The 24,329-nt window shown below is 57.8% G+C and carries 21 protein-coding genes; 10 read left to right on the top strand and 11 right to left on the bottom strand.

Annotated features, from left to right (window positions below; all coding sequences use genetic code 11):
* Window positions 1-26: 26 nt before the first annotated feature.
* On the top strand, window positions 27-1,169 hold the full coding sequence (locus ACIPF8_RS04170; RefSeq protein ID WP_400417408.1) for a PepSY-associated TM helix domain-containing protein: 1,143 nt from the start codon (window positions 27-29) through the stop codon (window positions 1,167-1,169).
* A 35-nt stretch (window positions 1,170-1,204) separates the two neighbouring features.
* Here the strand turns inward: ACIPF8_RS04170 and ACIPF8_RS04165 are convergent, their stop codons facing one another.
* The 4 genes from ACIPF8_RS04165 to ACIPF8_RS04150 all read right to left on the bottom strand — a co-directional run bounded on the left by ACIPF8_RS04165 (window position 1,205) and on the right by ACIPF8_RS04150 (window position 8,583).
* Window positions 1,205-2,458 carry an FAD-dependent oxidoreductase gene (locus ACIPF8_RS04165; RefSeq protein ID WP_400417406.1) on the bottom strand — a complete coding sequence of 418 codons (1,254 nt, stop codon included), beginning with the start codon at window positions 2,456-2,458 and terminating at the stop codon, window positions 1,205-1,207.
* A 25-nt stretch (window positions 2,459-2,483) separates the two neighbouring features.
* Window positions 2,484-3,263, bottom strand: a complete 780-nt coding sequence (locus ACIPF8_RS04160) for a phytanoyl-CoA dioxygenase family protein (protein ID WP_400417403.1) — start codon at window positions 3,261-3,263, stop codon at window positions 2,484-2,486.
* A 68-nt stretch (window positions 3,264-3,331) separates the two neighbouring features.
* The gene (gene uvrA / locus ACIPF8_RS04155) at window positions 3,332-6,205 is read right to left on the bottom strand and encodes an excinuclease ABC subunit UvrA (protein WP_400417400.1); all 2,874 of its coding nucleotides are present in this window, start codon (window positions 6,203-6,205) and stop codon (window positions 3,332-3,334) included.
* A gap of 215 nt (window positions 6,206-6,420) precedes the next feature.
* Window positions 6,421-8,583, bottom strand: a complete 2,163-nt coding sequence (locus tag ACIPF8_RS04150; protein ID WP_400417398.1) for a tetratricopeptide repeat protein — start codon at window positions 8,581-8,583, stop codon at window positions 6,421-6,423.
* 289 nt (window positions 8,584-8,872) lie between these two features.
* On the opposite strand from ACIPF8_RS04150, the gene ACIPF8_RS04145 reads away from it, so the two are divergent.
* Together ACIPF8_RS04145 and ssb are read left to right on the top strand one after the other, a co-directional pair.
* A complete protein-coding gene (locus ACIPF8_RS04145; RefSeq protein WP_400418185.1) occupies window positions 8,873-10,072 on the top strand; it encodes an MFS transporter in 1,200 nt (399 codons plus the stop codon).
* A gap of 118 nt (window positions 10,073-10,190) precedes the next feature.
* On the top strand, window positions 10,191-10,688 hold the full coding sequence (gene ssb, locus ACIPF8_RS04140; RefSeq protein ID WP_400417395.1) for a single-stranded DNA-binding protein: 498 nt from the start codon (window positions 10,191-10,193) through the stop codon (window positions 10,686-10,688).
* A 508-nt stretch (window positions 10,689-11,196) separates the two neighbouring features.
* On the opposite strand, the gene ACIPF8_RS04135 is transcribed toward ssb, so the two are convergent.
* The 3 genes from ACIPF8_RS04135 to ACIPF8_RS04125 form a co-directional block, all read right to left on the bottom strand.
* Window positions 11,197-11,685 carry a YybH family protein gene (locus ACIPF8_RS04135; protein WP_400417392.1) on the bottom strand — a complete coding sequence of 163 codons (489 nt, stop codon included), beginning with the start codon at window positions 11,683-11,685 and terminating at the stop codon, window positions 11,197-11,199.
* Window positions 11,686-11,933: 248 nt separating this feature from the next.
* On the bottom strand, window positions 11,934-12,869 hold the full coding sequence (locus ACIPF8_RS04130; protein WP_400417390.1) for an alpha/beta fold hydrolase: 936 nt from the start codon (window positions 12,867-12,869) through the stop codon (window positions 11,934-11,936).
* A 245-nt stretch (window positions 12,870-13,114) separates the two neighbouring features.
* Window positions 13,115-13,567, bottom strand: coding sequence for a MarR family winged helix-turn-helix transcriptional regulator (locus ACIPF8_RS04125; RefSeq protein ID WP_400417387.1), 453 nt, complete (start codon window positions 13,565-13,567; stop codon window positions 13,115-13,117).
* A 292-nt stretch (window positions 13,568-13,859) separates the two neighbouring features.
* Between ACIPF8_RS04125 and ACIPF8_RS04120 the strand changes: the two genes are divergently transcribed.
* Window positions 13,860-15,098, top strand: coding sequence for a multidrug effflux MFS transporter (locus ACIPF8_RS04120; protein ID WP_400417384.1), 1,239 nt, complete (start codon window positions 13,860-13,862; stop codon window positions 15,096-15,098).
* 44 nt (window positions 15,099-15,142) lie between these two features.
* Complete coding sequence (locus ACIPF8_RS04115) at window positions 15,143-16,012, top strand: cupin-like domain-containing protein (protein ID WP_400417381.1); 870 nt, start codon at window positions 15,143-15,145, stop codon at window positions 16,010-16,012.
* Between the two features lie 3 nt (window positions 16,013-16,015).
* Here ACIPF8_RS04115 and ACIPF8_RS04110 read toward each other — a convergent pair whose 3' ends face one another.
* The gene (locus ACIPF8_RS04110; RefSeq protein ID WP_400417378.1) at window positions 16,016-16,867 is read right to left on the bottom strand and encodes an alpha/beta hydrolase; all 852 of its coding nucleotides are present in this window, start codon (window positions 16,865-16,867) and stop codon (window positions 16,016-16,018) included.
* 196 nt (window positions 16,868-17,063) lie between these two features.
* Here ACIPF8_RS04110 and ACIPF8_RS04105 point away from each other — a divergent pair, with 196 nt between their 5' ends.
* Complete coding sequence (locus ACIPF8_RS04105; RefSeq protein WP_400417375.1) at window positions 17,064-18,254, top strand: acetyl-CoA C-acyltransferase family protein; 1,191 nt, start codon at window positions 17,064-17,066, stop codon at window positions 18,252-18,254.
* A 35-nt stretch (window positions 18,255-18,289) separates the two neighbouring features.
* On the opposite strand, the gene ACIPF8_RS04100 is transcribed toward ACIPF8_RS04105, so the two are convergent.
* A complete protein-coding gene (locus ACIPF8_RS04100; RefSeq protein WP_400417373.1) occupies window positions 18,290-18,958 on the bottom strand; it encodes a YcbK family protein in 669 nt (222 codons plus the stop codon).
* Window positions 18,959-19,148: 190 nt separating this feature from the next.
* Here ACIPF8_RS04100 and ACIPF8_RS04095 point away from each other — a divergent pair, with 190 nt between their 5' ends.
* Both ACIPF8_RS04095 and ACIPF8_RS04090 read left to right on the top strand, forming a co-directional pair.
* Entirely contained in the window at window positions 19,149-19,997 is an 849-nt protein-coding gene (locus ACIPF8_RS04095) for an aldo/keto reductase (RefSeq protein ID WP_400417370.1), read from the top strand.
* Window positions 19,998-20,218: 221 nt separating this feature from the next.
* Window positions 20,219-20,992: an alpha/beta fold hydrolase gene (locus tag ACIPF8_RS04090; protein WP_400417368.1), complete on the top strand. Its 774-nt coding sequence runs from the start codon at window positions 20,219-20,221 to the stop codon at window positions 20,990-20,992.
* Between the two features lie 24 nt (window positions 20,993-21,016).
* Here ACIPF8_RS04090 and ACIPF8_RS04085 read toward each other — a convergent pair whose 3' ends face one another.
* Window positions 21,017-21,721 (bottom strand): glutathione S-transferase N-terminal domain-containing protein, encoded by a 705-nt coding sequence (locus ACIPF8_RS04085; protein ID WP_400417366.1) that lies wholly within the window; start codon window positions 21,719-21,721, stop codon window positions 21,017-21,019.
* Window positions 21,722-21,926: 205 nt separating this feature from the next.
* Window positions 21,927-22,664 (bottom strand): IclR family transcriptional regulator C-terminal domain-containing protein, encoded by a 738-nt coding sequence (locus tag ACIPF8_RS04080; RefSeq protein ID WP_400418183.1) that lies wholly within the window; start codon window positions 22,662-22,664, stop codon window positions 21,927-21,929.
* Between the two features lie 352 nt (window positions 22,665-23,016).
* On the opposite strand from ACIPF8_RS04080, the gene ACIPF8_RS04075 reads away from it, so the two are divergent.
* Both ACIPF8_RS04075 and ACIPF8_RS04070 read left to right on the top strand, forming a co-directional pair.
* Window positions 23,017-23,682 carry a 3-oxoacid CoA-transferase subunit A gene (locus ACIPF8_RS04075; protein ID WP_400417363.1) on the top strand — a complete coding sequence of 222 codons (666 nt, stop codon included), beginning with the start codon at window positions 23,017-23,019 and terminating at the stop codon, window positions 23,680-23,682.
* The gene (locus tag ACIPF8_RS04070; protein ID WP_400417361.1) at window positions 23,682-24,323 is read left to right on the top strand and encodes a 3-oxoacid CoA-transferase subunit B; all 642 of its coding nucleotides are present in this window, start codon (window positions 23,682-23,684) and stop codon (window positions 24,321-24,323) included. Before ACIPF8_RS04075 ends, ACIPF8_RS04070 begins: the two co-directional genes overlap by 1 nt.
* Window positions 24,324-24,329 lie beyond the last annotated feature (6 nt).

The following is a 24,329-nucleotide window of genomic DNA, read 5'->3' as shown; positions in this document are numbered from 1 at the left end:
ATCTTTTGTCGGCTGGGTGTGGGATTGTGAATAAAGCAATACGTCATTGGTTGGTCAAGCTGCACCGCTACAGCGGTTTGTTGCTCTCCCTGTTTATCGTCATGGCTGGCCTGACCGGCAGCGCGCTTGCCTTCAATGATGAAATCGACGCCTGGTTGAATCCACAGTTCTATCACGTGGCTGGAAGCGGCGAGCGTTTGCCGATCGACAAACTGGTCGGCGTGATCGAACATGACTACCCGCATGCGCGTCTGGCTTTCTTTGGCATCGAAGCCGATTCCAATGCGCCGCTGCAAGCGCGGTTGCGTCCAAAGAAAGCGGAAGATGCGCTGGCTGCCGATACGGTCTATATCGATCCGTTCAGCGCCGCCGTGGTCGGCGAGCGCAATTCGAAGGCGCTCAGCGTGGCGCCGCAAAACCTGATGCCTTTCCTGTTCCGCCTGCATCGCTACCTGCTGCTGGACAAGACCGGCGCGATCATTTCCGGCAGCCTTGGGCTGCTGTGGCTGGCGACGCTGCTGATCGGCTTTGCACTGGCCTGGCCCAAACATCGCAACGGCTGGCGCAAGGCGCTGTCGGTCAAGCGCGGCGCCGGCGGGTTTCGCTTGATGTATGACTTGCACCGTTCGGTTGGCCTGGTGGCGGGTGTGCTGCTGGTGATTACTGCTTTCACCGGCGCCGTGATGAATTTGCCTGATGTGGCGCGGCCGATTGTGTCGAGCATTTCGCCATTGACGCCGCCACCCAAATCTTCCACCAGTTCAGGTGACACGCGCATCGACTGGCAACAGGCGTTGACGCTGGCACAGGCCAGCATGCCGCAAGCCACGCCGGCGCGCATCGCGCGCGACGACAAGCACGGCATCTACCAGGTCCGCATGCGCAAGCCGAATGACTTGCAGGACGGTGGTAGTGTGCGGATGTTCCTCGATGCCGGAGATGGCCATGTGCTGCACGCGCTGGATCCGCTCAAGGGTTCGGCCGGCGATGCCTTCATCGGCGTTCAGTATGGCTTGCATACCGGTCAATTGCTGGGTTTGCCGGGCAAGATACTGGTGGCATTCCTGGGCTTGCTGCCGCTGCTGTTCACGATTACCGGCATCTTCATCTGGCTGCAAAAGCGCAAGTCGGAAACGCTGGTGCGCAACCGACGTTTGCATAAAGCTTGAGTTCGAGAGCGTTCCGCTCCGGGCTTGCCCTGCTTTTACTCTGTTTCCAGTACCGCTTGCTGAACTGACGTGCGCTTGGGCTGCTGCAAGCTGCCGAAGAGCCAGCCGGTTTTGCCGCCGCTGAGCGTCATCGCCATTTGCTGGCGTGCAATCGGCATGCGGCACAGCGGGCCGAGGGCAATGTCGCGCAAGGTGCTGGCGATGCGCGAATCGGATTGGAAAAATGGCGTCAGCAATTTGCTGGCGCCCTGGTAATAGCGCAAATGGGCGCGCCGCCGCGTCGAATACAAGGCCAGCGCCTGCTCCACCTTGGTTTCATCGGCGAGGCATTGCGCCAGCGTCATTGCATCGACCAGCGCCAGGTTGGCGCCTTGTCCCAGTTGCGGACTGGTGGCATGCGCACAATCGCCGATGCAGACCACGCGGCCATCGTGCCAGTGGCGCATCTGCACATCGGCATAGCGCGCAAACGTCAATTGTTCCGGTTGCTGAATATGCTGCAGCACCGGTTCGATTGGCGCCAGCTCCAACACCGTTTTCTTCCAGGCTTCAAGCCCCTGATCTCGCCATTGCTGCAAGCGATCTGCGCGCAGGCTCCAGAACAGGCTGAGCACTGGGCTGTTCATTTGTTGATAGGCAAATCCGGTCGGCATCAATCCGAGCATTTGTTGCGCATGGCGGAACCATTGGCGCAAGCCGCCTTGCAGCGAACCGTCATCGGGCAGCAGAGCCCATAACGCGCCCCACGGATAGGCCGTGACTTTTTGCGGAATCGGTAGCGCTGCCCGCAATTGCGAACGGGTGCCGTCGGCGATGACGGCGCAGTCGAATTCACCGACTGCTGTATCGGTTTCATGCGAGAGCGGATCTTGCGCAAACAGTAGCGTTTTTCCACCGTGCTGTTCGATGCGGCGAATTTCCATGCCGCTGTGGACCTGTATTCCCGCCGTTTGCAGCGCACGCCACAGCACCGAAAACAAGGCCCCGCGATGCAGGCCAAGGCCGAAGGATTCAGGGTCGTGATGGCGGTAACGAACATCCAGCACGGTGCGGCCGGAAGCCGTGGTGCCGAACAGGCGATCGCTGCGGGCGCCGTGTTCCAGGATCGGATCGAGCAAGCCGAGCGCAGCTAACACATGCATCCCGGTCGGTTGCAGCAGGATGCCGGCGCCGACCGCATCCGGTTGCGGCACGCGCTCGAACAGCGTCACAGCGTGACCGGCGCGCGCCAGGAACAATGCGCTGGCAGCACCCGCCGTGCCGCCGCCGACGACGGCTATGCGCAGCATGGCGCGTCGATGCGAGAGCGCGGCTTCAATGGCTAAGCAGGATGTTTTCGGAGGCGGCGGAACGGCTGCCTGGTAACGGCGGATTGCTTTCTCCGTGGTAGGCAAACACTACTGATTCCTTGACCACTTCAGTATTGTTCCTGCCGGCCGCATGGAATAGCCCGCTGTGGAAAAACACCACGTCGCCCTGTTGCAACGTGACTGCTTTTCCTTGTGCGAACAAAGCCTGATTCTCGGCGACTTCAGGGCGCAGGAAATCCAGCTGATCCATTTGCTCCGGCTTGATATCGAAACGATGCGAGCCGGGAATGAAACGCAGGCCGCCGTTGTTTTCGTTTTCGTTGTCGAGCGCCAGCCAGACCGAAATCAATTCGTTGCGCGGGAACGACCAGTAGCGGATATCGCGGTGCCAGCCGGTCGCGGTGCCAAAATGCGGATGCTTGGTCATCACACAATTGTGGTGCGACAAAGTCAGGCAGACGCGCTCACCCAGCAGCAGCTCCAGCATCGCTACCAGTTGCGGATTGGTGGCCCAGGCGCGATACGTATCGTGCCGGTGGTAAGCGTCGCGCAGGCGGCGCGCAGTGCGGCCGCCGACGCTATCGAGCGATTTCGGCGCGCCGGCATAGCCAACTTCCGATTCATATTCCAGCGGCGCCACGGCTTGCGCCAGGTGCGCATTGGTGGTGGCCGCCATCAGTTCGCAATCGGCTGCGGAAACCATGCGCGGCAAAATCAAATAGCCGTCTTTTTCGAAAGCGTCAATCTGCGCTGCAGACAGCGCCGGGGTGGTATTGGTGGACATCGTTATCTCGCGATCGTACTTTATCGCATGCCCCGGCCGTGGTGGTGTGGTGGCCGGGGAGTGCCTGTTTATTTTTTCTTTGGTTTTTCCAGCAATGGTCCCAGATACTTGCCGGTGACGCTGGCCGGGTTTGCCGCTACCTGTTCCGGCGTGCCGGTGGCGATGATGCGGCCGCCGCCAGCGCCGCCCTCCGGACCGAGGTCGATTAGCCAGTCGGCCGTCTTGATGACATCCAGGTTGTGCTCGATGATGACCACGGTATTGCCCTGGTTGCGCAGGCGGTGGATCACCTTTAATAGTAGATCGATGTCGTGGAAGTGCAAGCCTGTAGTCGGTTCATCCAGGATATACAAGGTGCGGCCGGTATCGCGCTTCGACAGTTCGAGCGACAGTTTGACGCGCTGTGCTTCACCGCCGGACAGCGTGGTGGCGCTTTGACCGAGGCGGATATAACCGAGGCCGACATCGAGCAGCGTGTGTAGCTTGCGCGCGATCACTGGCACCGGCTTGAAGAATTCGTACGCCTCTTCAACCGTCATCCCCAGCACTTCGGTGATGCTCTTGCCCTTGTAATGGACTTCCAATGTCTCGCGGTTGTAGCGCTTGCCGTGGCAGACATCGCAAGGCACATAGACGTCCGGTAGGAAATGCATTTCGACCTTGATCACGCCATCGCCCTGGCAAGCTTCGCAGCGACCGCCCTTGACGTTGAACGAGAAGCGGCCGGCATTGTAGCCACGCTCCTTGGCCATCGGCACGGTCGAGAACAAGTCGCGGATCGGTGTGAACAAGCCGGTGTAGGTGGCCGGATTGGAACGCGGCGTGCGGCCGATTGGCGCCTGGTCGACGGAAATCACCTTGTCGAAATGCTCCAGGCCGCCGATTGATTCATGCGCTGCCGGCTCCGCCTGCGAGCCGTACAAATGGCGTGCGGCGGCGTGGTACAGCGTGTCGTTGACCAGCGTCGATTTACCCGAACCGGAGACGCCGGTGACGCAAGTCAGCAAGCCGACCGGCAGGTTCATCGTAACGTTCTTCAGGTTGTTGCCTGTGGCGCCGGTGATGATGAACTGGCGATCCGGATCAGCTGGCGTGCGCTTTTCCGGTACGGCGATTTTCAGGGTGCCGTTCAGGTATTTTGCGGTCAGCGATTTCTTGTTCTTGAGGATCTGCTCCAGCGTACCTTCGGCGATCACGTCGCCGCCGTGGACACCGGCGCCGAGGCCCATGTCGACGATATAGTCGGCAGTACGGATCGCATCTTCATCGTGCTCAACCACCAGCACGCTGTTGCCGATGTCGCGCAGGTGGCGCAGGGTTTCGATCAGGCGGTCGTTGTCGCGTTGATGCAAGCCGATCGACGGTTCGTCCAGCACATACATGACGCCGGTCAGGCCGGAACCGATTTGCGAAGCCAGGCGGATCCGTTGCGCTTCGCCGCCGGACAAGGTATCGGCGCTGCGTTCCAGCGACAGGTAATCGAGGCCGACATTGTTGAGGAAAGTCAGGCGCGAGACGATTTCCTTGATGATGCGATCGGCGATTTCTTTCTTGGCGCCGGTCAGCTTCAGCTTTTCAAAGAAGGACAAGGTTTCGCGCAGCGGTGTCGCTGCAACTTCGTAGATGGCTCTTTCCTGCTTGCCGCTGCCGACCTTGACGAAGCGCGCCTCAACGCGCAGCCGCGCGCCGTGGCAGGACGGGCATTCTTTCTCGTTGATGAACTTGGCCAGTTCTTCCTTGACCGCCATCGAATCGGTTTCGCGATAGCGCCGCTGCAAGTTGTTGACCACGCCTTCGAAGGTGTGTTCCTTGACCACGGTGCGGCCGCGCTCGTTGATATAGCTGAACGGAATGGTTTCCTTGCCGGAGCCGTACAACACCGCGTGCTGGGCTTTTTCCGGCAGCTTCTCGAACGGCATGTCGATGTCGAAATTGTAGTGCGCCGCGATGTTGGTCAGCATCTGGAAATAGAACTGATTGCGTCGATCCCAGCCTTTGACAGCGCCGCTCGCCAGCGACAGGTTAGGGAAGGCGACAATCCGCTTCGGATCGAAAAATTCGATATGGCCGAGGCCGTCGCATTCCGGGCAGGCGCCCATCGGGTTGTTGAACGAGAACAGGCGCGGCTCCAGTTCCTGCAGCGAATAACCGCAGGTCGGGCAGGCGAACTTGTTGGAATACACGTGCTCAACGCCGCTATCCATTTCCAGCGCAATTGCGCGGCCTTCAGCCAGACGCAGCGCAGTTTCAAAACTCTCGGCCAAGCGCTGCTTGCTGTCGTCCTTGACCTTCAAGCGATCGATGACGACATCGATGGTGTGCTTCTCGGTCTTCTTCAGTTTCGGCAGATCGTCGACTTCATAAATCTTGGCCGTGCCGGTGCCGCTCTGGATGCGGAAACGCACAAAGCCGTGCGCCTGCATCTGTTCAAACAGATCGACATGCTCGCCCTTGCGATTGGCCACCACCGGCGCCAGGATCATCAGCTTGGTTTCATCCGGCATTGCCAGCACGGCATCCACCATTTGCGATACCGACTGCGCCGCGAGCGGATTTTCCGGATGGTCCGGGCAGTATGGCGTGCCGACCCGCGCGTACAACAGGCGCAGGTAGTCGTGGATCTCGGTCACAGTGCCGACGGTGGAACGCGGATTGTGCGACGTGGCCTTCTGTTCGATCGAGATTGCCGGCGACAAGCCTTCGATCAGGTCGACATCCGGTTTTTCCATCAGTTGCAGGAATTGCCGGGCATACGACGACAGCGATTCGACGTAACGCCGCTGGCCTTCCGCATACAGCGTGTCGAATGCCAGCGACGATTTGCCGGAGCCGGACAGGCCGGTAATCACGATCAGCTTGTTGCGCGGTAAATCCAGATTGATGTTCTTGAGATTATGCGTACGCGCACCACGAATGCGGATCTCGTCACGATTTTTATCCATCTACAGCTTTCAGCGTAAGTTTAAGGCCGTGTTGGCTTGTTGGAATTGCAATTTTCACGTCTGAAGGGCTTGCTGCCGCCGTCGGCGGCGAAATCAGGCCGACGCTGCACGCGCCATCTCAAACGGATCAACCTACTACTATATCAGGGTCGGGATTTTGGAGTTTGCTCGGCCCGTCATGCCTGGTGAATGACGGTGCCGGGCAGCGTGACAGCCTATTTCTGCTGCAGGCGCAGCAGCAAGTTATCGCGGACATTGGCGATCGGCGTTGCCCAATCGCCGGGGGACGGTTGCCGGAACAAGCGCACGACACCGGGATACCATGGCGAATCTTCCCGCTCTTCCAGCCATCGCCAGCAATTGTCGAACCGTGACAGCACCCAGACCGGCTTGTTGAGGGCGCCGGCCAGATGCGCGACCGAGGTGTCGACGCTGATCACCAGATCCAGGTTCTGGATGATGGCAGCCGTGTCGCCGAAATCGCGGGCTTCGGCCATCATGTCGAGAGGACGCAATTCCGCCGGAAATTCTGCCAGCTGGGCATGTGCCGCATCGCCTTTTTGCAAGCTGACGAACGTGATCCCGGGCAGTTGCAGCAACGGCATGAACTGCCGCACATGCATCGAACGCCGCTGGTCGATGGCATTGGCGGTGAAGTCGGCGACGCGCGGATTGCCGGACCAGACCAGGCCGACTTTCAGATTCTGCGAAGGCAACCGCAGCCGCCATGCGTTTACACGTTCGGGGTTGGCATGCAGGTACGGCAATCGATTCGGAATCGTTTCAATCGTGGTGCCGACATGCAGCGGTACGCTCATCAACAGCGACCAGTAATCGTGCAGCGGCATGGGCTCGGTTTCAGCAAGTACGGCGTCTACGCCTTCGATGGTTTCCAAGACGGACTTGAGCGCCGGCGCGCAAACCAGGGTAAGGCGGGAGACGCCGCGTTGCTTGAGCATGGAGGCATACCGGGAAAACTGGATCTGATCCCCCAATCCCTGTTCCGACCAAAGCAGCAACGATTTTCCGGTCAGCGACTCTCCTTGCCATTGGGGGAAAGGCAGGCTGGGGAGAGCAATATTGTGGGTTGCCCGGCTTGGGGAGTAGCGTAATTCATGATAGGGCCATGCTTCCGCATAGTGGCCGCGGTTGAGCAGCAACAGGCTCAAACCGTAAGCGGCTTCTGCGTAATCAGGATTCAGCGCCAATGCACGGCGGCAGGCCGCTTCTGCTGCATCAAGCCGCTTGCTTTCGTGGAATATTTTGCCGAGATTGCCATGTGCCTTCACGAAATCCGGCTTCAGTTCGAGCGTGCGGCAGTAAGCGGCTTCCGCCTCGGCGATCCGTTTGGTTTCGAAGAGCAGGTTGCCCAGGTTGTAATGCGCTTCCGCCAAATGCGGGTTCGACTCAAGCGCACGCCGCAAGACGATTTCCGATTCGGTAAATCTTCTGGCTTCGTTGAGCATGTTGCCCAGGTTGTTGTACGCGTTTGAAAAATCGGGGCTGTGCTCCGGCACGGCGCGAAAGGCGAGTTCCGCTTCGGCAGGGCGCCCGGTCAGGTGCAGCAGGTTGCCCAGGTTATAGAGTGCCTTGGCATAATCGGGATTGCATTCCAGTGCACGGCGCAAGCATAGTTCCGCTTCGGCAAACTGTCCGCTTTCCTGCAGCACGATACCCAGGTTGCTGAGTGCCTCCACGAAATCCGGCTGCAGCGTTAATGCGAGGCGCAAGCTGACTTCTGCTTCGGCAAACCTGCCGGCCAGGAGGAGCAGATTGCCCAGATTGTTGTGCGCTTTTGCGAAATCGGGCCGCAATGCCACCACGCGGCGAAAAGCGGCTTCCCCCTCCGCCAGTCTTGCGGTCGCGTAAAAAAGGTTACCGAGATTGAAGAGAGAGTCGACGTAATCGGGGTTGAGTGCCAGCGCGCGGCGCAGGCTGTCTTCTGCTTCGGAAAATCTGCCTGCCCCGTTGTACAGATTACCCAGGTTGTTGTGTGCTTCTATGAAATTCGGAGCCAGTTCCAGTGCCCGCAGGAATGCAGATTCCGCCTCGGCCGGCCGCCCGCTTTCAAATAGCACGCTGCCCAGGTTGCCGACGAAAGTTGCGTCTTCTTGGCACGCAAGCGCCTTGCGAATCAGTGTTTCGGCTTCCGCCAAATCGCCTCTATGCAGGGCAATGATTCCCAGCAGGTGATTGGCATCGGCATGCGTAGCATCGACCGATAGAATTTGGCGATAAGCGGCCTCGGCTTCGGTCAGCAGGCCTGCCCGATGCGCGGCAAGAGCCGATTCAAACAGTTCCGTGGCAGGTTGCGGCGAAGCGACTGGCGCTGCACCATCAGACGATGTTGCAGTCGAAATATCTTGTTTGTCGGGCATAAAGGCGTTTGAGGAGCGGGAATGGCCAGTTGTCGATTGTACCTCAGCGAATTGGCGGCCATAGGCCGGTCGCGCCATCCGCCGCGAGCAAAGCAGCAGCGTTGCGATCAGGCCCAGCGCGGGTTACGGGGCATCTAATCCCTGCTACTATACTGGGTTGCGATTCCTGTCACCATGCAGCCCCGGGCTGCGACGAGCAGTATCTGTCCGTCAGGCTCGAACATGTCTTCTGGTCATACTCAACATGAATAGTTTGTCTACTTCCAACGATAGCGAAATCAGCAGCGGCATGAGCCGCGCCGAAGTCAAGGCGAGTGCCTCGCTGGCGTCGATCTTTGCCTTGCGCATGCTGGGTCTGTTCCTGATCCTGCCGGTGTTTGCGGTGCACGCCAAGACCTTGCCCGGCGGCGATAACGCCACCCTGGTCGGGCTCGCCATGGGTATCTACGGCCTGGCGCAGTCGTTCGGACAAATCCCGTTCGGCGTCGCTTCCGACAAGTACGGTCGCAAGAAGATCATCGTCATCGGCTTGCTGCTGTTTGCGCTGGGATCGTTTATCGCGGCCGGCGCGGATAACATCTACTGGGTCATCGTCGGCCGCGCGATCCAGGGCGCAGGCGCCATCTCGGCCGCTGTCACCGCCTTCATCGCCGATTCCACCCGTGAAGAGCATCGCACCAAGGCCATGGCGCTGGTCGGCGGTTCGATCGGCTTGACGTTCGCCCTGTCGCTGATCGTTTCGCCTTTGCTGTATGAATGGGTCGGCATGGGCGGCATTTTCGGCCTGACCGGCGCCTTGTCGCTGGCGGCGATTGCCGTGGTGGTGTGGCTGGTGCCGTCAGCGCCGCTGGTCAAGGCCAAGCGCGTGGCGTGGTCGGAGATACTGCGCAACGGCGAATTGATGCGCCTCAATTACGGCGTGTTTGCGCTGCACATGACGCAAATGGCGATGTTTGTGGTGATGCCAGCGGCGCTGGTCAAATACGCCGGCTTGCCGGTCGAGTCGCACTGGAAGATCTATCTGCCGGTGGTCCTGGCGTCTTTTGCGCTGATGCTGCCGCCGGTATTCGTCGGCGAGAAGCAGGGCAAGATGAAGCAAGTCTTGGTGGCCGCCGTCGCCCTGTTGTTGATCGTGCAACTTGGCCTGCTGCTGACTTTTTCGCTGGAAATCATTCGCTGGCAATGGCTGGTGGTGTTGCTGCTGGGATTCTTCATTGCCTTCAATGTGCTGGAAGCCAGCCAGCCGTCGCTGGTGTCGCGCATTGCGCCGCCGGCCGCCAAGGGCGCTGCACTGGGCGTCTACAACACCATGCAGGCATTGGGTTTGTTCTGCGGCGGCGCCGTAGGAGGACTTCTTAAACAGCATGTCGGCGCACCATCGGTTTTCATTTTAGGAGCGGCAGCAACCCTGTGCTGGCTTATAATCGCATCCAGCATGAAAAATTTACCGCGTCGCGGCCAGACATCAACCACGGCCGCAGCAGCGTAGCTCACACCGCGCAGCATGTTCCACCAGGCAACATAAGACAACAAGCGCCTGCGGGCGCCATGCATCAGGCGCAGTTTTCAACGCATTTTCAAGATATTGGTATTTAGGAGAGAATTACATGGCATCGGTCAATAAAGTCATCATCGTCGGCAATCTCGGCCGCGACCCTGAAACGCGCTACATGCCGAACGGCGAAGCAGTCACCAACATTGCCGTGGCAACGACGGAAAGCTGGAAAGACAAGAACAGCGGCGAAAAGAAAGAATTGACCGAATGGCATCGGATCACCTTCTATCGCAAACTAGCAGAAATCGCCGGCCAGTACCTGAAAAAGGGCTCGCAAATCTACGTCGAAGGCCGCCTGCAGACACGCAAATGGCAAGACAAGGATGGCGCTGAACGCTACACCACCGAAATCATCGCCGACACCATGCAAATGCTCGGCAGCCGTCAAGGCCAAGGTGGCAGCGCCCCGATGGACGACGGCGGCGGCTACAGCAGCGCGCCACCGGCCCGCCAGAACACCAGCGCCCCGGCAGCTCCTGCTCGCCAACAAGCACCGGCTTCACGTCCGGCGCCGAACTTCTCGGATATGGATGACGATATTCCGTTCTAACACCTGACTTTTCGGTTTAGAACATCAGGCCCACTTCTCTATATGAGGAGTGGGTTTTTTCTTGCTTACTCAGAAGTTGTAGTTTGATTTAATAAAAACTTATCTACTAACTTCAAAGAAAATAAATAAGTGTCAGCCTCCCAATCGCTTGAGGCTCGCAATCTTGTATTTGCTTTCGATGAAAGGCTCCCTGCGCTCATCGATCGGGAGACAGGTATTCCTGACTTCAATGTCGCCCTCTACGTTTGACTTGGCTCAGAGCCAGGAACCTCTCTGTACCTACTCTCGCTGCGGCAACTCATTCCGTGATTTTCAGGTCCCAAGTGCTGGAGCAGATGGGAGTTGATTTCCAAGAACGACTTGAAGAGAAGGTCCGACGGGTTTTGCAAACTTGCTATTGGATATCCAATCCGACGCGCATATTAAGCCTTGGGCCGGTTCGCAAGTCTGCTCAGACAGTGGACGATTCACAAAGCATCAATCCTGATAATCGACATTTATTTTCAGATTATTGCGCAGGTACGGCAACAATGGTGGCGATACGCCAACCATCAGAGGTGCGAATTGCGAACTCTGTCATGTGAAACTGTGAGGTCGTCGCCGGCTGCCCGGGAGGACCCACAGTGACACGTGTGGGGGCATATATCTGTGCGACATCTTTGCCTAGCATGGTCACTTGGATCGCCGCTTCATCAGGTTCGAATCGCCAAGTACCGGCAAATATTCTACGAAAATGTGCGAGGACCGCCTCGCGGCCCCAGTAGCGGTAGGCGCGTGCGACAAAGGACACGGGATCAGGCTGCCCAGCAGGCGTAACAGCGAAAACCGCCTCCATTTCATGGATGTCATTGGCAGTTGCCCCTGCCGCCTGCCGAAGGAATAGCGCGCGAACTGCCTGGATATCTGATGCGGCATCATCTTCGGTCGCCATGGCCGGGCCGGCGACGAGAAATGCCATTACAGTGGCAGCGATTATTTTTTTCATAAGGTGATTCATGTTTAGAGTTTCCTATTTTAGGGGGAATATCCGCTTTGTCGATAGCACGACATCACGAGGAGAGGTGTTCGACATCGGGTGCTCGCGAGCGTCGATCAAACGTATTGATCAATATCAAATATTTTTTTCAATCTATCAATTTCATGACGAACCTTTTAGATAGTTTCAAAATTACTGGTATGCGCGCAGCGGGTGGCGTCAAGGAAGGCGCTTCAATTCACGCCATCGAACTTATGTGCCGAGTAGTTTTATCCATGACCAAAAAATCGCTTAATTTGCCGTGCGATATCGACATGCTCTTCTTCCAATGCAAAGTGACCCGTGTCGTAGTAGTGAACTTCAGCTGATGGGATTTCTTTCTTTATAGCTTCGGCGCCATCAGGTGAGAAGATAGGATCGTTCTTCCCCCAGACTACGAGTGTCTTCGGCTGATGAACTCGCAAGTATTCTTGCCACGCGGGGAATGAGGCGATATTTGACGGTATGTCGAACTGCAAATCGGTCATGATTCGCTTGCTAGCCGGGTTTGCCAATGCCGCAGCGTCATTGGTCCATGCGTCCGGATTTAATCCTGCGGGGTTACGCGCGCCATGCTGATACAGCAACAAGGCCGTCTCCATTGAAACGTGGCTTTCTGCAAGAGCGCGCTTCTGCGCATTAGCGGCGCCCGAAATCGCCTCGTCACGCTTTAGCCGCGCAGGATCAAGGCCGGCAAGGGAGATGACTGCATTTTGGAAAATCATGCCGGCAATCCAATTTGGATGCTTTACAGCTATGCGCATTCCGACCGGTCCACCGAAGTCTGTCATGTAGACGATCATGTGGCTCTCTCCAAGCTCTTCCAGCAGCTGCTCGGTGATATTGGCAAGACCGTCAAATGTTGGTGCAAACTTTTCCGCCGTGGGAGCTTCGCTGTAACCCATTCCAGGATAGTCTGGCGCGATCACATGGAATTGGTCTGCCAATTGGGGGATCAACTCTCGAAATTCATGCGATGAAGAAGGAAATCCGTGAAGTAAAAGAATCGTCGGTTTAGTTTTATCTCCAGCTTCTCGATAAAAGATACTGATGCCATCGACACTCATATATTTGTACAAAATTGTGCTAGCCCAAGAAGGTGTAGTGACCAGGGCAATAAGCACGCTGACGAGAGCAACCGCAATGCGTCGGATTGATGAGTACATAAGCGAGGCCTTTCTTTCGTTGATATCTTCATTGGATGAGGCGAGTGTTTTCCGTTCAAGCCGATTTGTTTCACCGTGACATCGCCATAACTTGCCGCCGGCAGACCGCCATTGATTCAGGAGGGGATCACATATTCGGATTAGCATCCATGTATATAGTCTTATATGCCCATATTTAGAGCTAAAAAAATTTTGCAACAATCAATCCATACACGCGCGCAACAAGCCATCCTGATATGGGTTATTTAGTCAAATGCCGAAAATTCCATATTCGCAATACGCTGCATTACTCGTCGCATAGCGAGCGCATCCTCTGCACCGAATTCTCTCTCAAAGTGCTTTTGCGCTTTGAGCCACTGCCTTTTACCCTCAGCCTCGCGGAGACGCCCCAAGTCGGACAGCGCAATTTCCCGCTCGCGGCGATCCACTAGGCCCACTGAAATTGTAATAAGTCCGTCGCGTTCCAGCGGGCGCAAGTTATGGCCCATGGTAGCTCGGTCCATTGTGAGTTTCTCGGCTAAGGTGGACATGGTAGTAGGCCCATGTTGGCCCAGTAAATTCAATATCGAGTACTGAGTCCCGCGAAGTCCCACTTTGGCTAAACAAGAATCATAAAACCTCGTTAAATGTCGGGCGGCTTTGCGCACGGATGTATTGTTGCATGGGCCAGGTAACGAGTCAGGCACAAGAATTGTCATAATGATTTTTTCTGTTTGAGCGCGAGTAGAAGCAGAGTGAAATATAGTCTCATATAAGACTATATGCAAGTCGTTCAGCTAGATTTTAGGTATTCGTAGTTCTGATACCGAGGGGGAAAGGCTGCGTTTTTTCCTGTTTGCCCTAAAAACACAACCCTGATTTTTGAGGCGTAACCTCGATCTTGGCAAAACGCAAACAAGCGTAGTTTTCCATGTTTTGGGCCTTCGCCAGCAGAGACTTGGATAAGTCGTCAAAATACGCACTCTTCACACGTCTGGCACCACCTTTTTCATGAACAAAACTGCGAACAATCCTCGTTTCCTGATATTTTTCATTTGCATGCTTGCCTCTGCGGGCCAGCTGGCAATTGATATCTATGTCCCCGCACTACCGACGATGGCGCGTTTTTTTCAAACCTCGGCGCAGGCGATTCAGTCGAGCGTGACGATTTATCTGGTGGCCTATGCATTCGGACAACTGCTCTTTGGTCCCCTGTCTGATGCCTACGGCCGCAAAAAAATGCTTGCGCTGGGAATGGCCATGTTTACCGCCGGCTGCGTGCTGACGCTGACTGCAAGCAACCTGGAGACCTTTGTCCTGGCGCGCTCCCTGCAGGGCTTCGGTATAGCGGCGACCAATCTGCTCGCCAAGGCGATCATCACGGATACGTTCTCCGGGCAGGCGCTGATGCACGTGTTTACTTACATGGCCACTGCATGGGGGCTGGCGCCGATCCTCGCGCCCGTCATTGGCGCACATCTGCAGACAAGCTTCGGCTGGCGTTCCTGCCTGACCTTTCTGCTGATCTATTCATTCGTGATGTGGGGTTTTCTCTGGCGGTACAAGGAAACGCTCAAGCATCCGGTACACCTGAATCCGAAAACGCTCGTCAAGAACGCCGGCATGGTGCTTTCGAGCCCGGTTTTCCAAAGTTGCTTTCTCGCGCAAGGGCTTTGCTACAGCATTATTCTGGTGTTCAACATCGTCGGACCATTTATTGTGCAAGACACCCTGCACAAGCCGCCGACTTATTTCGGCTACCTGGCCCTGGCAATCGGACTCATGTACTTTATCGGCGGCATTTCCAATCGAATCCATCATCCGCGTTTGCCGACGTCGGAACAACGCCTTCGCATCGGTGCGCGCGTCATGACCGGTGCGGCAATTGCGATGCTGATTCTGTCGGTAACGATTGGCTTGAACGTATGGACCTTGATGGCGCCAGTCCTGGTCATGGGCTTGTGCGCCGGCGCCATGTATCCCACCTTGATGGGTAAGGGGAATTCGATTTTCCCTCATATTGCGGGGCTGACGAGCGCCATTCTTGGATTCGCGTTGATACTTGTTTCGTCGGGCATGATGGCGTTGGCCGGGTTTGTGCCATTCCATAGCCTTACTCCAATAGCAGTCTTCTTCGTCATCGTCGGTCTTACCGTCATGCTTACGGTAGGCAAATTTCTGCGCCACTTCGAGCGCCCAGTCGCATCGTTGGCAACTGCTGACAATCGGACCACGACCGGCGTGAGTTAATTAGCGTGTCACGTTTGCCGCCACCCCGGCCGTCATCGACGGCCATGTCGCCAGAAGACGCGCTGCTCCAAAAACAGGCGCGTGAGAGCAAGGACGCGCTGGTTCGCGGAGTCACTTCGATCCACGAAATGCGTGAAGCGATAAGACGTGTGGCGCGCGGCCTTCCAGCCATGTCGGCAGTGCCGCGCATCGGCGGCCTCGACGCTGCGGCTTTTCGCTTGCGTGCTGAAGCGGGCTTGCCATTCGTTATCACCGGGCTTGTCAACAAGTGGCCATTGTCAGCCCTCACGCCGCAAACGCTGCGCGAGCGCTTCGGCGCGCTGCATGTGCGCGCCAGGGTGGGGGACTATATCAACACCGCGTTCGCGCCCGACCGGGCGATGCAGGACATGTCGCTGCTGGCATACCTGGACCTGGTCGCTGATAACGCGCAGGACCTGCCACCGTATCTGGGCAACCTGGCGTTGCGTGAGTTGAATGCGCTGTGCCACTGGCCCGCGTACTTTAACAAGATGGGGCCGCCGCGTTTTTGGCTTGGTCCAGCGGGAACCGTGACGCCGCTGCATTGCGACTATGACGATAATATTTTTGCGCAGATCTGGGGCAGCAAGCGTATTTTCCTGTCACCGCCGCATCACGACGAATTCCTTTACCCGCGCGAAGCGAACGCGATCCTGTTCGGCTCTCCGTTTGATCCGGAGGCCCCGGATTTCGACAAGTTCCCGCTTGCCCGCCAGGCGACAATGATCGAGTGCATCATGCAACCAGGTGAGCTGCTGTATGTACCGGCGGGGTGGTATCACCAGGTTCGCGCGCTGACCTTTTCACTGTCGGCCAACCGATGGGCCAGGGCGCTGCCGTTGGCGTTGAATGGGGATGCGTCTCTAAAGCGTTGCCGAGTCGATGTGAAATGAATTCTAGTCCGCAGACTCGGGGGCTTTTTTAAATTTCGCTGTCAGGAAATCAGCAATCCGTTCCTGGGTTGTTTCGAGATAGGGAATGTTGTAATGATCGGAGCCGGCGATGGTTTCGTCCTGCGGTGTGGTCGTCAATTTGGCCACCAGCAGATCGGTGTGCGAGGCTGGCACTACGTCGTCGGAGGCGGCGCGAATGATGAATGTTGGCGCCGACAGCGAGGGCGCATGCTTGACTGAATCGAAGCGATGCTTGAGAACGAAGCCCGGGATTGACGGAAAACGGCGCTTGGCGAGGGCCAGCACCGAGTCGTAAGGGGTAATCAACACTACCGCCGCGACTGGCCGGCTAACCGCGATCTGTACGGCAACTCCCGAGCCAAGACTGCGTCCGACCACAGCAATTTGTCCGGCAAGGATATGGCGATGCTCGGCAAACCAGTCGAACAGCATTTGCGCGTCTTCTATCATTTTCAGCTCGCCCGGCACGCCCTCCGAATCTCCATAGCCGCGATAATTGATCGCGAGTACCGTCATGTTGGGGAACATGCGCCAGGCGTCGCGTGCGACCCAAGAGACTTCTTCCGAGCGGCCGCCGAAATACACTACGGCTGGATGGGGACCGGGCACGCGTGGCGTCAGAAGCCATCCTGAGAGCCGGGTGCCATCGGTGCTGCGCAACGCGATCAGCCGGGAGCGGTGCCCGATGCTGTGGGGATGTGCGACTTCCCTGCTGCGAGCCGGCTTGAAAATCAGCTTGCGCTGGGTAACCGCGACCGCGGTAGTGAAAATCAGCCACCCGAGGGCTACGATACCGCCCATGCCGGTGACTTTCTTGTATTTGATGTATTTCATGAGCCAATGTGGCCGCGCCGGGCACGAATCGATGCGGCCCTCCCTTTGCCCATTGTAATCCTTGGAATTGTTGTCGTGGCAGTCATTTGCGATGGCTGTGCGGATGCCTGCTAAAGTAACGTTATTGCCAGGATTTTGCGGCCAATCAGGTCGCTGGCATTGCAGTTCGTATCATCAGATAAACAAGGAGATAGACATGGCAAATACAAGAGAAGTCGTTATCGTTGGCGCTGCCCGTACGGCTATTGGCAGTTATGGCGGGGCATTGAAGGATTTTGCGCCGGGCGAACTGGGGGCGATTGCGGTCAAGGAAGCGTTTGCGCGTGCCGGTGTCGATCCGCTCCAGGCCGGCCAGATCATATTCGGCAATGTCATCCATACCGAAGCGCGCGACATGTATGTGTCGCGTGTGGTCGGTTTGAATGCCGGCATGGGCAAGGAGTCCACGGCACTGACGCTGAACCGTCTGTGCGGTTCCGGCTTGCAGGCGATCATCACGGCGGCTAACGCAATCCAGCTTGGCGAGACCGATGTTGCGGTCGGCGGTGGCGTGGAGAGCATGAGCCGTTCGATGTATGCAACCCAGGCAGCTCGCTGGGGTGCGCGCATGGGCGACATCAAGATGGTCGACATGATGGTGGGCGCCTTGTCTGATCCGTTTGGCGGCGGTCACATGGGTGTCACCGCTGAAAATGTGGCGGAGAAATACGGCATCTCGCGTGAAGAGCAGGATGCGTTCGCGCTGGAAAGTCAGCGACGCGCGACCGCAGCGATTGCGGCCGGTTACTTCAAGTCGCAGATCGTGCCGATCGAAATCAAGACGCGCAAAGGCGTCACGGTGTTCGATACGGATGAATATCCAAAGGCCGATGCCACCATGGAGTCGTTGGCCAAGCTCAAGCCGGCATTCAAGAAAGAGGGCGGCACAGTCACTGCCGGCAATGCATCCGGTATCAACGACGGTGCCGCCGCTTGCGTCCTGATGGCGGCAGATGCCGCCGCCCAAGCCGGTCTAAAGCCGCTGGCGCGCCTGGTGTCCTATGGCGTGGCGGGCGTTGATCCAACGATCATGGGAACCGGCCCGATTCCGGCAGTCCAGCTGGCGTTGAAGCGCGCCGGCCTTAACCTCAGCGACATGGCAGTGATCGAATCGAATGAAGCGTTCGCGGCGCAGTCGTTGGGTGTGTGTAAAGGTTTGGGCCTTGATCCGGCGCTGACCAATGTTAACGGTGGCGCCATCGCGCTTGGCCATCCGTTAGGCGCGAGCGGGACCATCATCGCGGTCAAATGCCTGTATGAATTGATCCGCACCAACAAGCGCTATGGCTTGATCACCATGTGCATCGGTGGTGGTCAGGGTATTGCGCTGATCATCGAGCGCATCTGAACCTAGGGTAAATGCTGTGGAGCTGGAAAGGCTGATCAGCCTTTCCAGGTGCGCTGCAAGCCGGTGTCGGTATGAATCCAGCCGCCGCGGTTTCCTGGCCGATAATAGAAGCCGACGCCGCCCTGGCGGAAGCTGCGTATCAAGCCGCCGAGCACATCCGCATCCAGTTGCGCAAGGCGGATGTCGGCGGCGCGGCCTTCCAGATGCAGTGATTTGCGCGCTGCCGGCACGCCGGTTTCAATCAAATGCTGATTGGTCGAAGGGGTGCGATATCCCGACAGGATTTCCAGCGGCTGGACTATCCCATAGCGCGCAATGAAAGCCTGTGTGCCCCACAGGGTTTCGAGCAGCTTGGGATCGATCGGCACCGTTTTCTTGCCCTGCACATCGCGTAGCAGATGGCATAGCTGCTGATAGGCGGACTCTTGAATTTCCCCGTCTTTCCAATACAGCAGCTTGGCGCTTTCGCCGCTGGCCGGGCGCGTCACTTCCAGCACTCTTGGCTTGAGCCAGAATTCCATGTCCACCAATTGCGCGTCAAAGATATCCGGCGGCGGCTCCATCAGTGTTTGTGCGTCTGACGAGGCGGCAACTGCTGTGTCCTTGGCGGACGCCTTCGATGACGTCAATGCCAGCTGAGTGGAGAAGAGTCCGGAGGCGGTCAGGAACAAGCTCTTTTGCAGGAATTTTCGGCGCGAAGACATGGCATTCCATATGTGGTGAGATGAGCAATTTTATCGTACCACTCAGGGTTTGAGTAGCCGCTGTGGAAAGAACAAGGAGCTGGTATCAACGCGTGAGCAATTCGTGCGCGTTCGGAGCACGCCTGACGGAGATGAATGAAATGCGTTCTAATACAATTCCAGATCATTTTCCTTGCGGATCGAGCCAACAATGAAGACTTTACTTTTACCATCGGGAAGCGCGATTCCTGTGTTGGGGCAGGGCACCTGGAACATGGGGGAAGATCCGGCGCAAAGAAAGCGCGAGATTGACGCGCTTAGGCTGGGCATGGATCTCGGCATGCATCTTATCGATACGGCGGAGATGTACGCTGAAGGCGGGGCAGAAGAAGTTGTGGGCGCGGCGATCCATGGCCGTCGTGCCGAGACTTTCCTGGTCAGCAAAGTGTACCCGCATAACGCCGATCGGCGCGGTGTGCAGGCTGCCTGCGAGCGCAGTTTGCGGCGGCTCGGCACAGATTATCTGGATCTCTATCTTCTGCATTGGCGCGGTTCTGTTCCCCTTGCTGAAACGCTGGAAGCGTTCGAGGCGCTCAAGCAGGCAGGGAAAATCCGCGATTTCGGCGTCAGCAATTTTGACACTGACGATATGCAGGAGGCAGGCGAACTGCCCGGCGGCGACAGCAATGCCGTGAACCAGGTGTTGTACAACCTGGCGCGGCGCGGCATTGAATGGAATCTGCTGCCTTGGTGTCGAGCGCGTGCGATACCGGTGATGGCCTATTCGCCGCTCGAATCCTCTCCAGGCGAGCAGCGTCGAATGCTGGGCAATCCGCATTTGAAATCGATCGCCGAACGGCATGGGGCAAGCTCGGCACAGATCGCGCTGGCCTGGCTGCTACAGCAAGAAAACGTCATCGTCATTCCGAAAGCTGTCGATCCGAAGCATGTGCGCGAGAATCGCGCTGCGCAGGATATCGTGCTTACGGCGCAGGATTTGCGGGAAATCGACCAAGCATTTCCTCCACCAACGCGTAGCACCCCGCTCGATATGAGATAGCTTGCCATTGCGGCCGGAGTGCCAATTTGTCCTGGCTGGGCTGCTTGCATGACGACAATTTTGTCACCAAAGGGTAATGCATCCGTCACCGTGTAATCCCCATACTGCATGCAACACGGCATCAAGCGGATCAGCGCGGCGATGTACAAACGCAACGTCCGTGCACAGCTTGACGCAGATTTTCTGTGTCATTCCCCCACCAGATGAAAAGGAAACATGAAATGAGCATACGGTCATTCACCGCTGCGCTGTTGGTCGGCGCCGCTGCAGCAATCGTGTCCAGCCAGGGTATGGCCCAGGTTGCACCATCCGCGCAGGTAATACGCAACGTGGTGCTGGTGCACGGCGCCTACGCAGACGGTTCTTGCTGGGATGAGGTGATTGCCCGCCTGCAGAAAGCCGGCTTGCATGTGACTTCGGTTCAGAATCCGCTGACGTCACTGGCCGACGATGTTGCGGCAACACGGCGCGCACTTGCGCTGCAGGACGGGCCGACGGTGCTTGTCGGCCACTCGTGGGCCGGGACCGTGATCAGTGAAGCCGGTGTCGATCCGAAAGTCTCTGCGCTGGTGTATGTCGCCGCGCGCGCCCCGGATGCCGGTGAGGATTACGCTGCGCTGGCCGCGAAATTTCCGACGCCGCCAGCCAGCGCCGGCCTGGTCAAATCGGGCGATTTCGCGCAGTTGAGCGAAGACGCTTTCCTGCATGATTTCGCGGGTGATATTGCGCCGGCCAAGGCGCGCGTTCTTTATGCGGCGCAGGGCCCCATATCCAATACCCTGTTCGCCTCGCGCACCACGCAGGCGGCATGGCGCTCGAAGCCAACCTGGTATGCGGTCTCGACCAACGACAGGACCACTTCGCCCGATCTGGAACGATTCCTGGCAAACCGTATGCACGCAACAACCATCGAAGTGGACTCCAGCCATCTTTCGCTGATTTCCCATCCTGATGAAATCACCAAGCTGATCCTGGCAGCCGCTGGCCGGAGTTGAGGGCGGCTGCCATGCCGCGCGAACTCAGCCGCGCTTGGGAATGGTCAATCCTTTGACCACGGCCGGACGCGCCAGGAATGCATCAAGCGCACGCGTCACGTGCGGGAAATCCTTGATGCCGACCAGGTCGCCTGCTTCGTAGAAGCCGATCAGGTTGCGTATCCACGGGAAGGTGGCGATGTCGGCGATGGTGTAAGCGTCGCCCATGATCCATGTGCGTTCCGCCAACCGCTGGTTGAGCACTGCCAGCAGGCGTTTCGATTCAGCCACGTAGCGGTCGCGCGGGCGCTTGTCTTCGTAATCCTTGCCGGCAAATTTATTGAAGAAACCGAGCTGGCCGAACATCGGACCGATGCCGCCCATCTGGAACATTACCCACTGGATCGTCTCATAACGGCCGGCGCCATCTTGCGGAATGAACTTGCCGCTCTTGTCCGCCAGGTACAGCAGGATGGCGCCGGATTCGAACAGCGGTAGCGGCTTGCCGTCCGGGCCGTTCGGATCGATGATGGCCGGGATCTTGTTGTTCGGGTTGAGCGACAGGAATTCCGGCGACATCTGGTCGTTGGTCTCGAAGCTGACCAGGTGCGCCTCGTAAGGCAGGCCGGCTTCTTCCAGCATGATCGAGACCTTGACGCCATTTGGTGTTGGCAGCGAGTAAAGCTGGATTTGTTCTGGATGTTGGGCGGGCCACTTCTTGGTGATGGGGAAGGTCGACAGAATGCTCATGAAAAATCCTTTTCGATGTGGTGTTTGATTCGCCCGGAAAGCCGTTAGCGTCCGGTGCTGCCTCAGTTTTGTTCGGGGTTGCCGATCAAGCAGTTACGCGCAGGAGATGAAGCATAACGCGAAATGAAATTCGCGGTTGGCGGCTGGCGGGTTGTGTCGGTTCTTTCCATTTCGGCACCGGAAATTGTTGCCACGTGCCTTCAGCTCATGGCAACAATATCGATAATTCCTGCGCCCCATGCTGCAACACCGGCAGAAATTCTTCCTTCATTTTGCGGCTACTGATGCGAGTCGCCTGCGCGCTCACGTTCAACGCTGCCAGCACATTGCCCGACGCGCCGCGCACCGGTACCGCGATCGAGCGCAAGCCGATTTCCAGTTCTTCTTCTACCAGGGCATAGCCGCTGCTCCGCACTTCCGCCAGGATTTCCCGCAGGCGCTTGGCCGACACCACCGTACGTTCGGTGTAGGCCTTCAATTTGACCTTGTCCAGATAGGCGTTGAGCGCGTCGTCCTCCATGTGGGCCAGCATCACCCGGCCGAGCGAGGTGCAATAGGCCGGCAGGCGGCTGCCGGTGTTCAGCGATACCGACATGATGCGCGAGGTTGCCGAACGCGCCACATACAGCACTTCGCCATCTTCCAGCACCGCCAGCGAACAGGATTCGTTCAGGGCGCGGCTGATCTGATTCAGGTAAGGATGAGTCGACACCGTCAGCGGCGTCGATGACAGATAAGAGTAACCGAGCGTCAGCACCTTGGGCTTGAGCGAGAAATTGTTGGCGTCGGCATCGGCGTAGCCAAGCTGCTTCAGCGTGTGCAGGCAACGCCGCACCGAAGCACGGGGGATGCCGGTCTTGTGGCTGATCTGGGCGATGGTCATGCTGCGCCGCTGATCGCTGAATGCACGGATCACCGCCAGACCGCGCGCCAGCGAAGTCATGAAGCTGGGATCGGTCAAGGCATCGATTTCGTCGGCGATGCTGGGAGCTGCCGCGCGGATGCTAGCGTCCGTCGTTGCTTTCACTGCTGGCGTTGTTGCCGCAACGGGTTTCGCACGCGCTTTCTTCGCTGCCGGCTTGCTTGTGGCTTTTTCCATACTGGTTTCCTCGCAGGGCACGCTTTGATGTCTCTATAGATTCTGTTCGGCCACCGCACACATTCGGGTTTGCCGTCTTGACGCTGATTTTACGCTGCCAATACACTGCATTATGTTCTATAAGCAGACATTCGTTCGATAATCGAACATATTCGCGAGGTGACTGGCAAAAGTTGCTTCGCCAAGGAGGCTAGGCGTGATCAACAAAATTTCCGAGTCGCTGCAGGCAGCGATCGCCGACGTGCACGACGGCGCAACCGTGATGATCGGCGGCTTTGGCAATGCCGGCATGCCGTCGGCGCTGATCGATGCGCTGATCGCACAGGGCGCGCGCGATCTGACCATCGTCAATAACAATGCCGGCAACGGTGAAACCGGTTTGGCGGCGCTGCTCAAGACCAAGCGGGTGCGCAAGATCATCTGTTCGTTTCCGCGCCAGGCCGATTCGCAGGTGTTCGATGCGCTGTATCGCGCCGGTGAGATCGAATTGGAACTGACACCGCAAGGCAACCTGGCCGAACGCATTCGCGCTGCCGGCGCTGGTATCGGCGGATTTTTCTCGCCGACCGGTTACGGCACTTTGCTGGCGCAAGGCAAGGAAACGCGCCTGATCAACGGCCGCCAGTATGTGCTGGAGTCGCCGATCCATGCCGACTTCGCGCTGATCAAGGCGCACCGCGGCGATCGCTGGGGCAACCTGGTATATCGCAAGACCGCGCGCAATTTCGGCCCGATCATGGCGATGGCTGCCAAGTGCACCATCGCGCAAGTCAGCGAAGTGGTGGAGCTCGGCCAGCTCGATCCGGAGAACATCGTCACTCCCGGAATTTTTGTGCAACGTATCGTGCGGGAGACATTGTGATGAATCGTTTTACACGTGACCAGATGGCCGCCCGCGTGGCGCAGGATATTCCCGAAGGCGCCTACGTCAACCTCGGTATCGGCTTGCCGACCAAGGTCGCCAATTACCTGCCGCAAGAGCGTGAGATCTTCCTGCACAGCGAGAACGGCTTGCTGGGCATGGGACCGGCGCCGGCTCCCGGCGAAGAAGATGAAGACCTGATCAATGCCGGCAAGCAGCCAGTGACCTTGCTGACCGGCGGCGCTTATTTCCATCATGGCGATTCGTTCGCGATGATGCGCGGCGGCCATCTGGATATCTGCGTGTTGGGTGCGTTCCAGGTATCGGCTGGCGGCGACCTGGCCAACTGGCACACCGGCGCCGCCGATGCGATTCCGGCGGTGGGCGGGGCGATGGATCTGGCGATCGGCGCCAAGCAGGTGTTCGTCATGATGGAGCACCAGGCCAAGAGCGGCGAGAGCAAGATCGTCGCACAATGCACTTATCCGCTGACAGGTATCGCTTGCGTCAACCGCATCTATACCGATCTGGCAGTGCTCGATGTGACGCCTGCCGGGCTGCGAGTACTGGAAATGGTTGAAGGGCTCGGATTCGATGAATTGCAAAAAGTGACTGCTGCGCCTTTGCTGCCGCCGCTCTGAAAACTG

The organism is Collimonas sp. NPDC087041, from assembly GCF_044745265.1.
Taxonomy (GTDB): Bacteria; Pseudomonadota; Gammaproteobacteria; order Burkholderiales; family Burkholderiaceae_D; genus Collimonas.
This window is presented reverse-complemented; position numbering and strand designations above follow the sequence as displayed.

Bases quoted from the DNA above. Each gene is read 5' to 3' on its own strand.
- ACIPF8_RS04120 (WP_400417384.1), top strand. From the start codon at position 13,860: ATGAACAAAACTGCGAACAATCCTCGTTTCCTGATATTTTTCATTTGC.
- ACIPF8_RS04125 (WP_400417387.1), bottom strand. From the start codon at position 13,567: ATGACAATTCTTGTGCCTGACTCGTTACCTGGCCCATGCAACAATACA.
- ACIPF8_RS04115 (WP_400417381.1), top strand. From the start codon at position 15,143: ATGTCGCCAGAAGACGCGCTGCTCCAAAAACAGGCGCGTGAGAGCAAG.
- ACIPF8_RS04090 (WP_400417368.1), top strand. From the start codon at position 20,219: ATGAGCATACGGTCATTCACCGCTGCGCTGTTGGTCGGCGCCGCTGCA.
- ACIPF8_RS04095 (WP_400417370.1), top strand. From the start codon at position 19,149: ATGAAGACTTTACTTTTACCATCGGGAAGCGCGATTCCTGTGTTGGGG.
- ACIPF8_RS04145 (WP_400418185.1), top strand. From the start codon at position 8,873: ATGAGCCGCGCCGAAGTCAAGGCGAGTGCCTCGCTGGCGTCGATCTTT.
- ACIPF8_RS04150 (WP_400417398.1), bottom strand. From the start codon at position 8,583: ATGCCCGACAAACAAGATATTTCGACTGCAACATCGTCTGATGGTGCA.
- ACIPF8_RS04165 (WP_400417406.1), bottom strand. From the start codon at position 2,458: ATGCTGCGCATAGCCGTCGTCGGCGGCGGCACGGCGGGTGCTGCCAGC.
- ssb (WP_400417395.1), top strand. From the start codon at position 10,191: ATGGCATCGGTCAATAAAGTCATCATCGTCGGCAATCTCGGCCGCGAC.
- ACIPF8_RS04135 (WP_400417392.1), bottom strand. From the start codon at position 11,685: ATGAATCACCTTATGAAAAAAATAATCGCTGCCACTGTAATGGCATTT.
- ACIPF8_RS04110 (WP_400417378.1), bottom strand. From the start codon at position 16,867: ATGAAATACATCAAATACAAGAAAGTCACCGGCATGGGCGGTATCGTA.
- ACIPF8_RS04160 (WP_400417403.1), bottom strand. From the start codon at position 3,263: ATGTCCACCAATACCACCCCGGCGCTGTCTGCAGCGCAGATTGACGCT.
- uvrA (WP_400417400.1), bottom strand. From the start codon at position 6,205: ATGGATAAAAATCGTGACGAGATCCGCATTCGTGGTGCGCGTACGCAT.
- ACIPF8_RS04080 (WP_400418183.1), bottom strand. From the start codon at position 22,664: ATGACTTCGCTGGCGCGCGGTCTGGCGGTGATCCGTGCATTCAGCGAT.
- ACIPF8_RS04105 (WP_400417375.1), top strand. From the start codon at position 17,064: ATGGCAAATACAAGAGAAGTCGTTATCGTTGGCGCTGCCCGTACGGCT.
- ACIPF8_RS04100 (WP_400417373.1), bottom strand. From the start codon at position 18,958: ATGTCTTCGCGCCGAAAATTCCTGCAAAAGAGCTTGTTCCTGACCGCC.
- ACIPF8_RS04130 (WP_400417390.1), bottom strand. From the start codon at position 12,869: ATGTACTCATCAATCCGACGCATTGCGGTTGCTCTCGTCAGCGTGCTT.
- ACIPF8_RS04070 (WP_400417361.1), top strand. From the start codon at position 23,682: ATGAATCGTTTTACACGTGACCAGATGGCCGCCCGCGTGGCGCAGGAT.
- ACIPF8_RS04085 (WP_400417366.1), bottom strand. From the start codon at position 21,721: ATGAGCATTCTGTCGACCTTCCCCATCACCAAGAAGTGGCCCGCCCAA.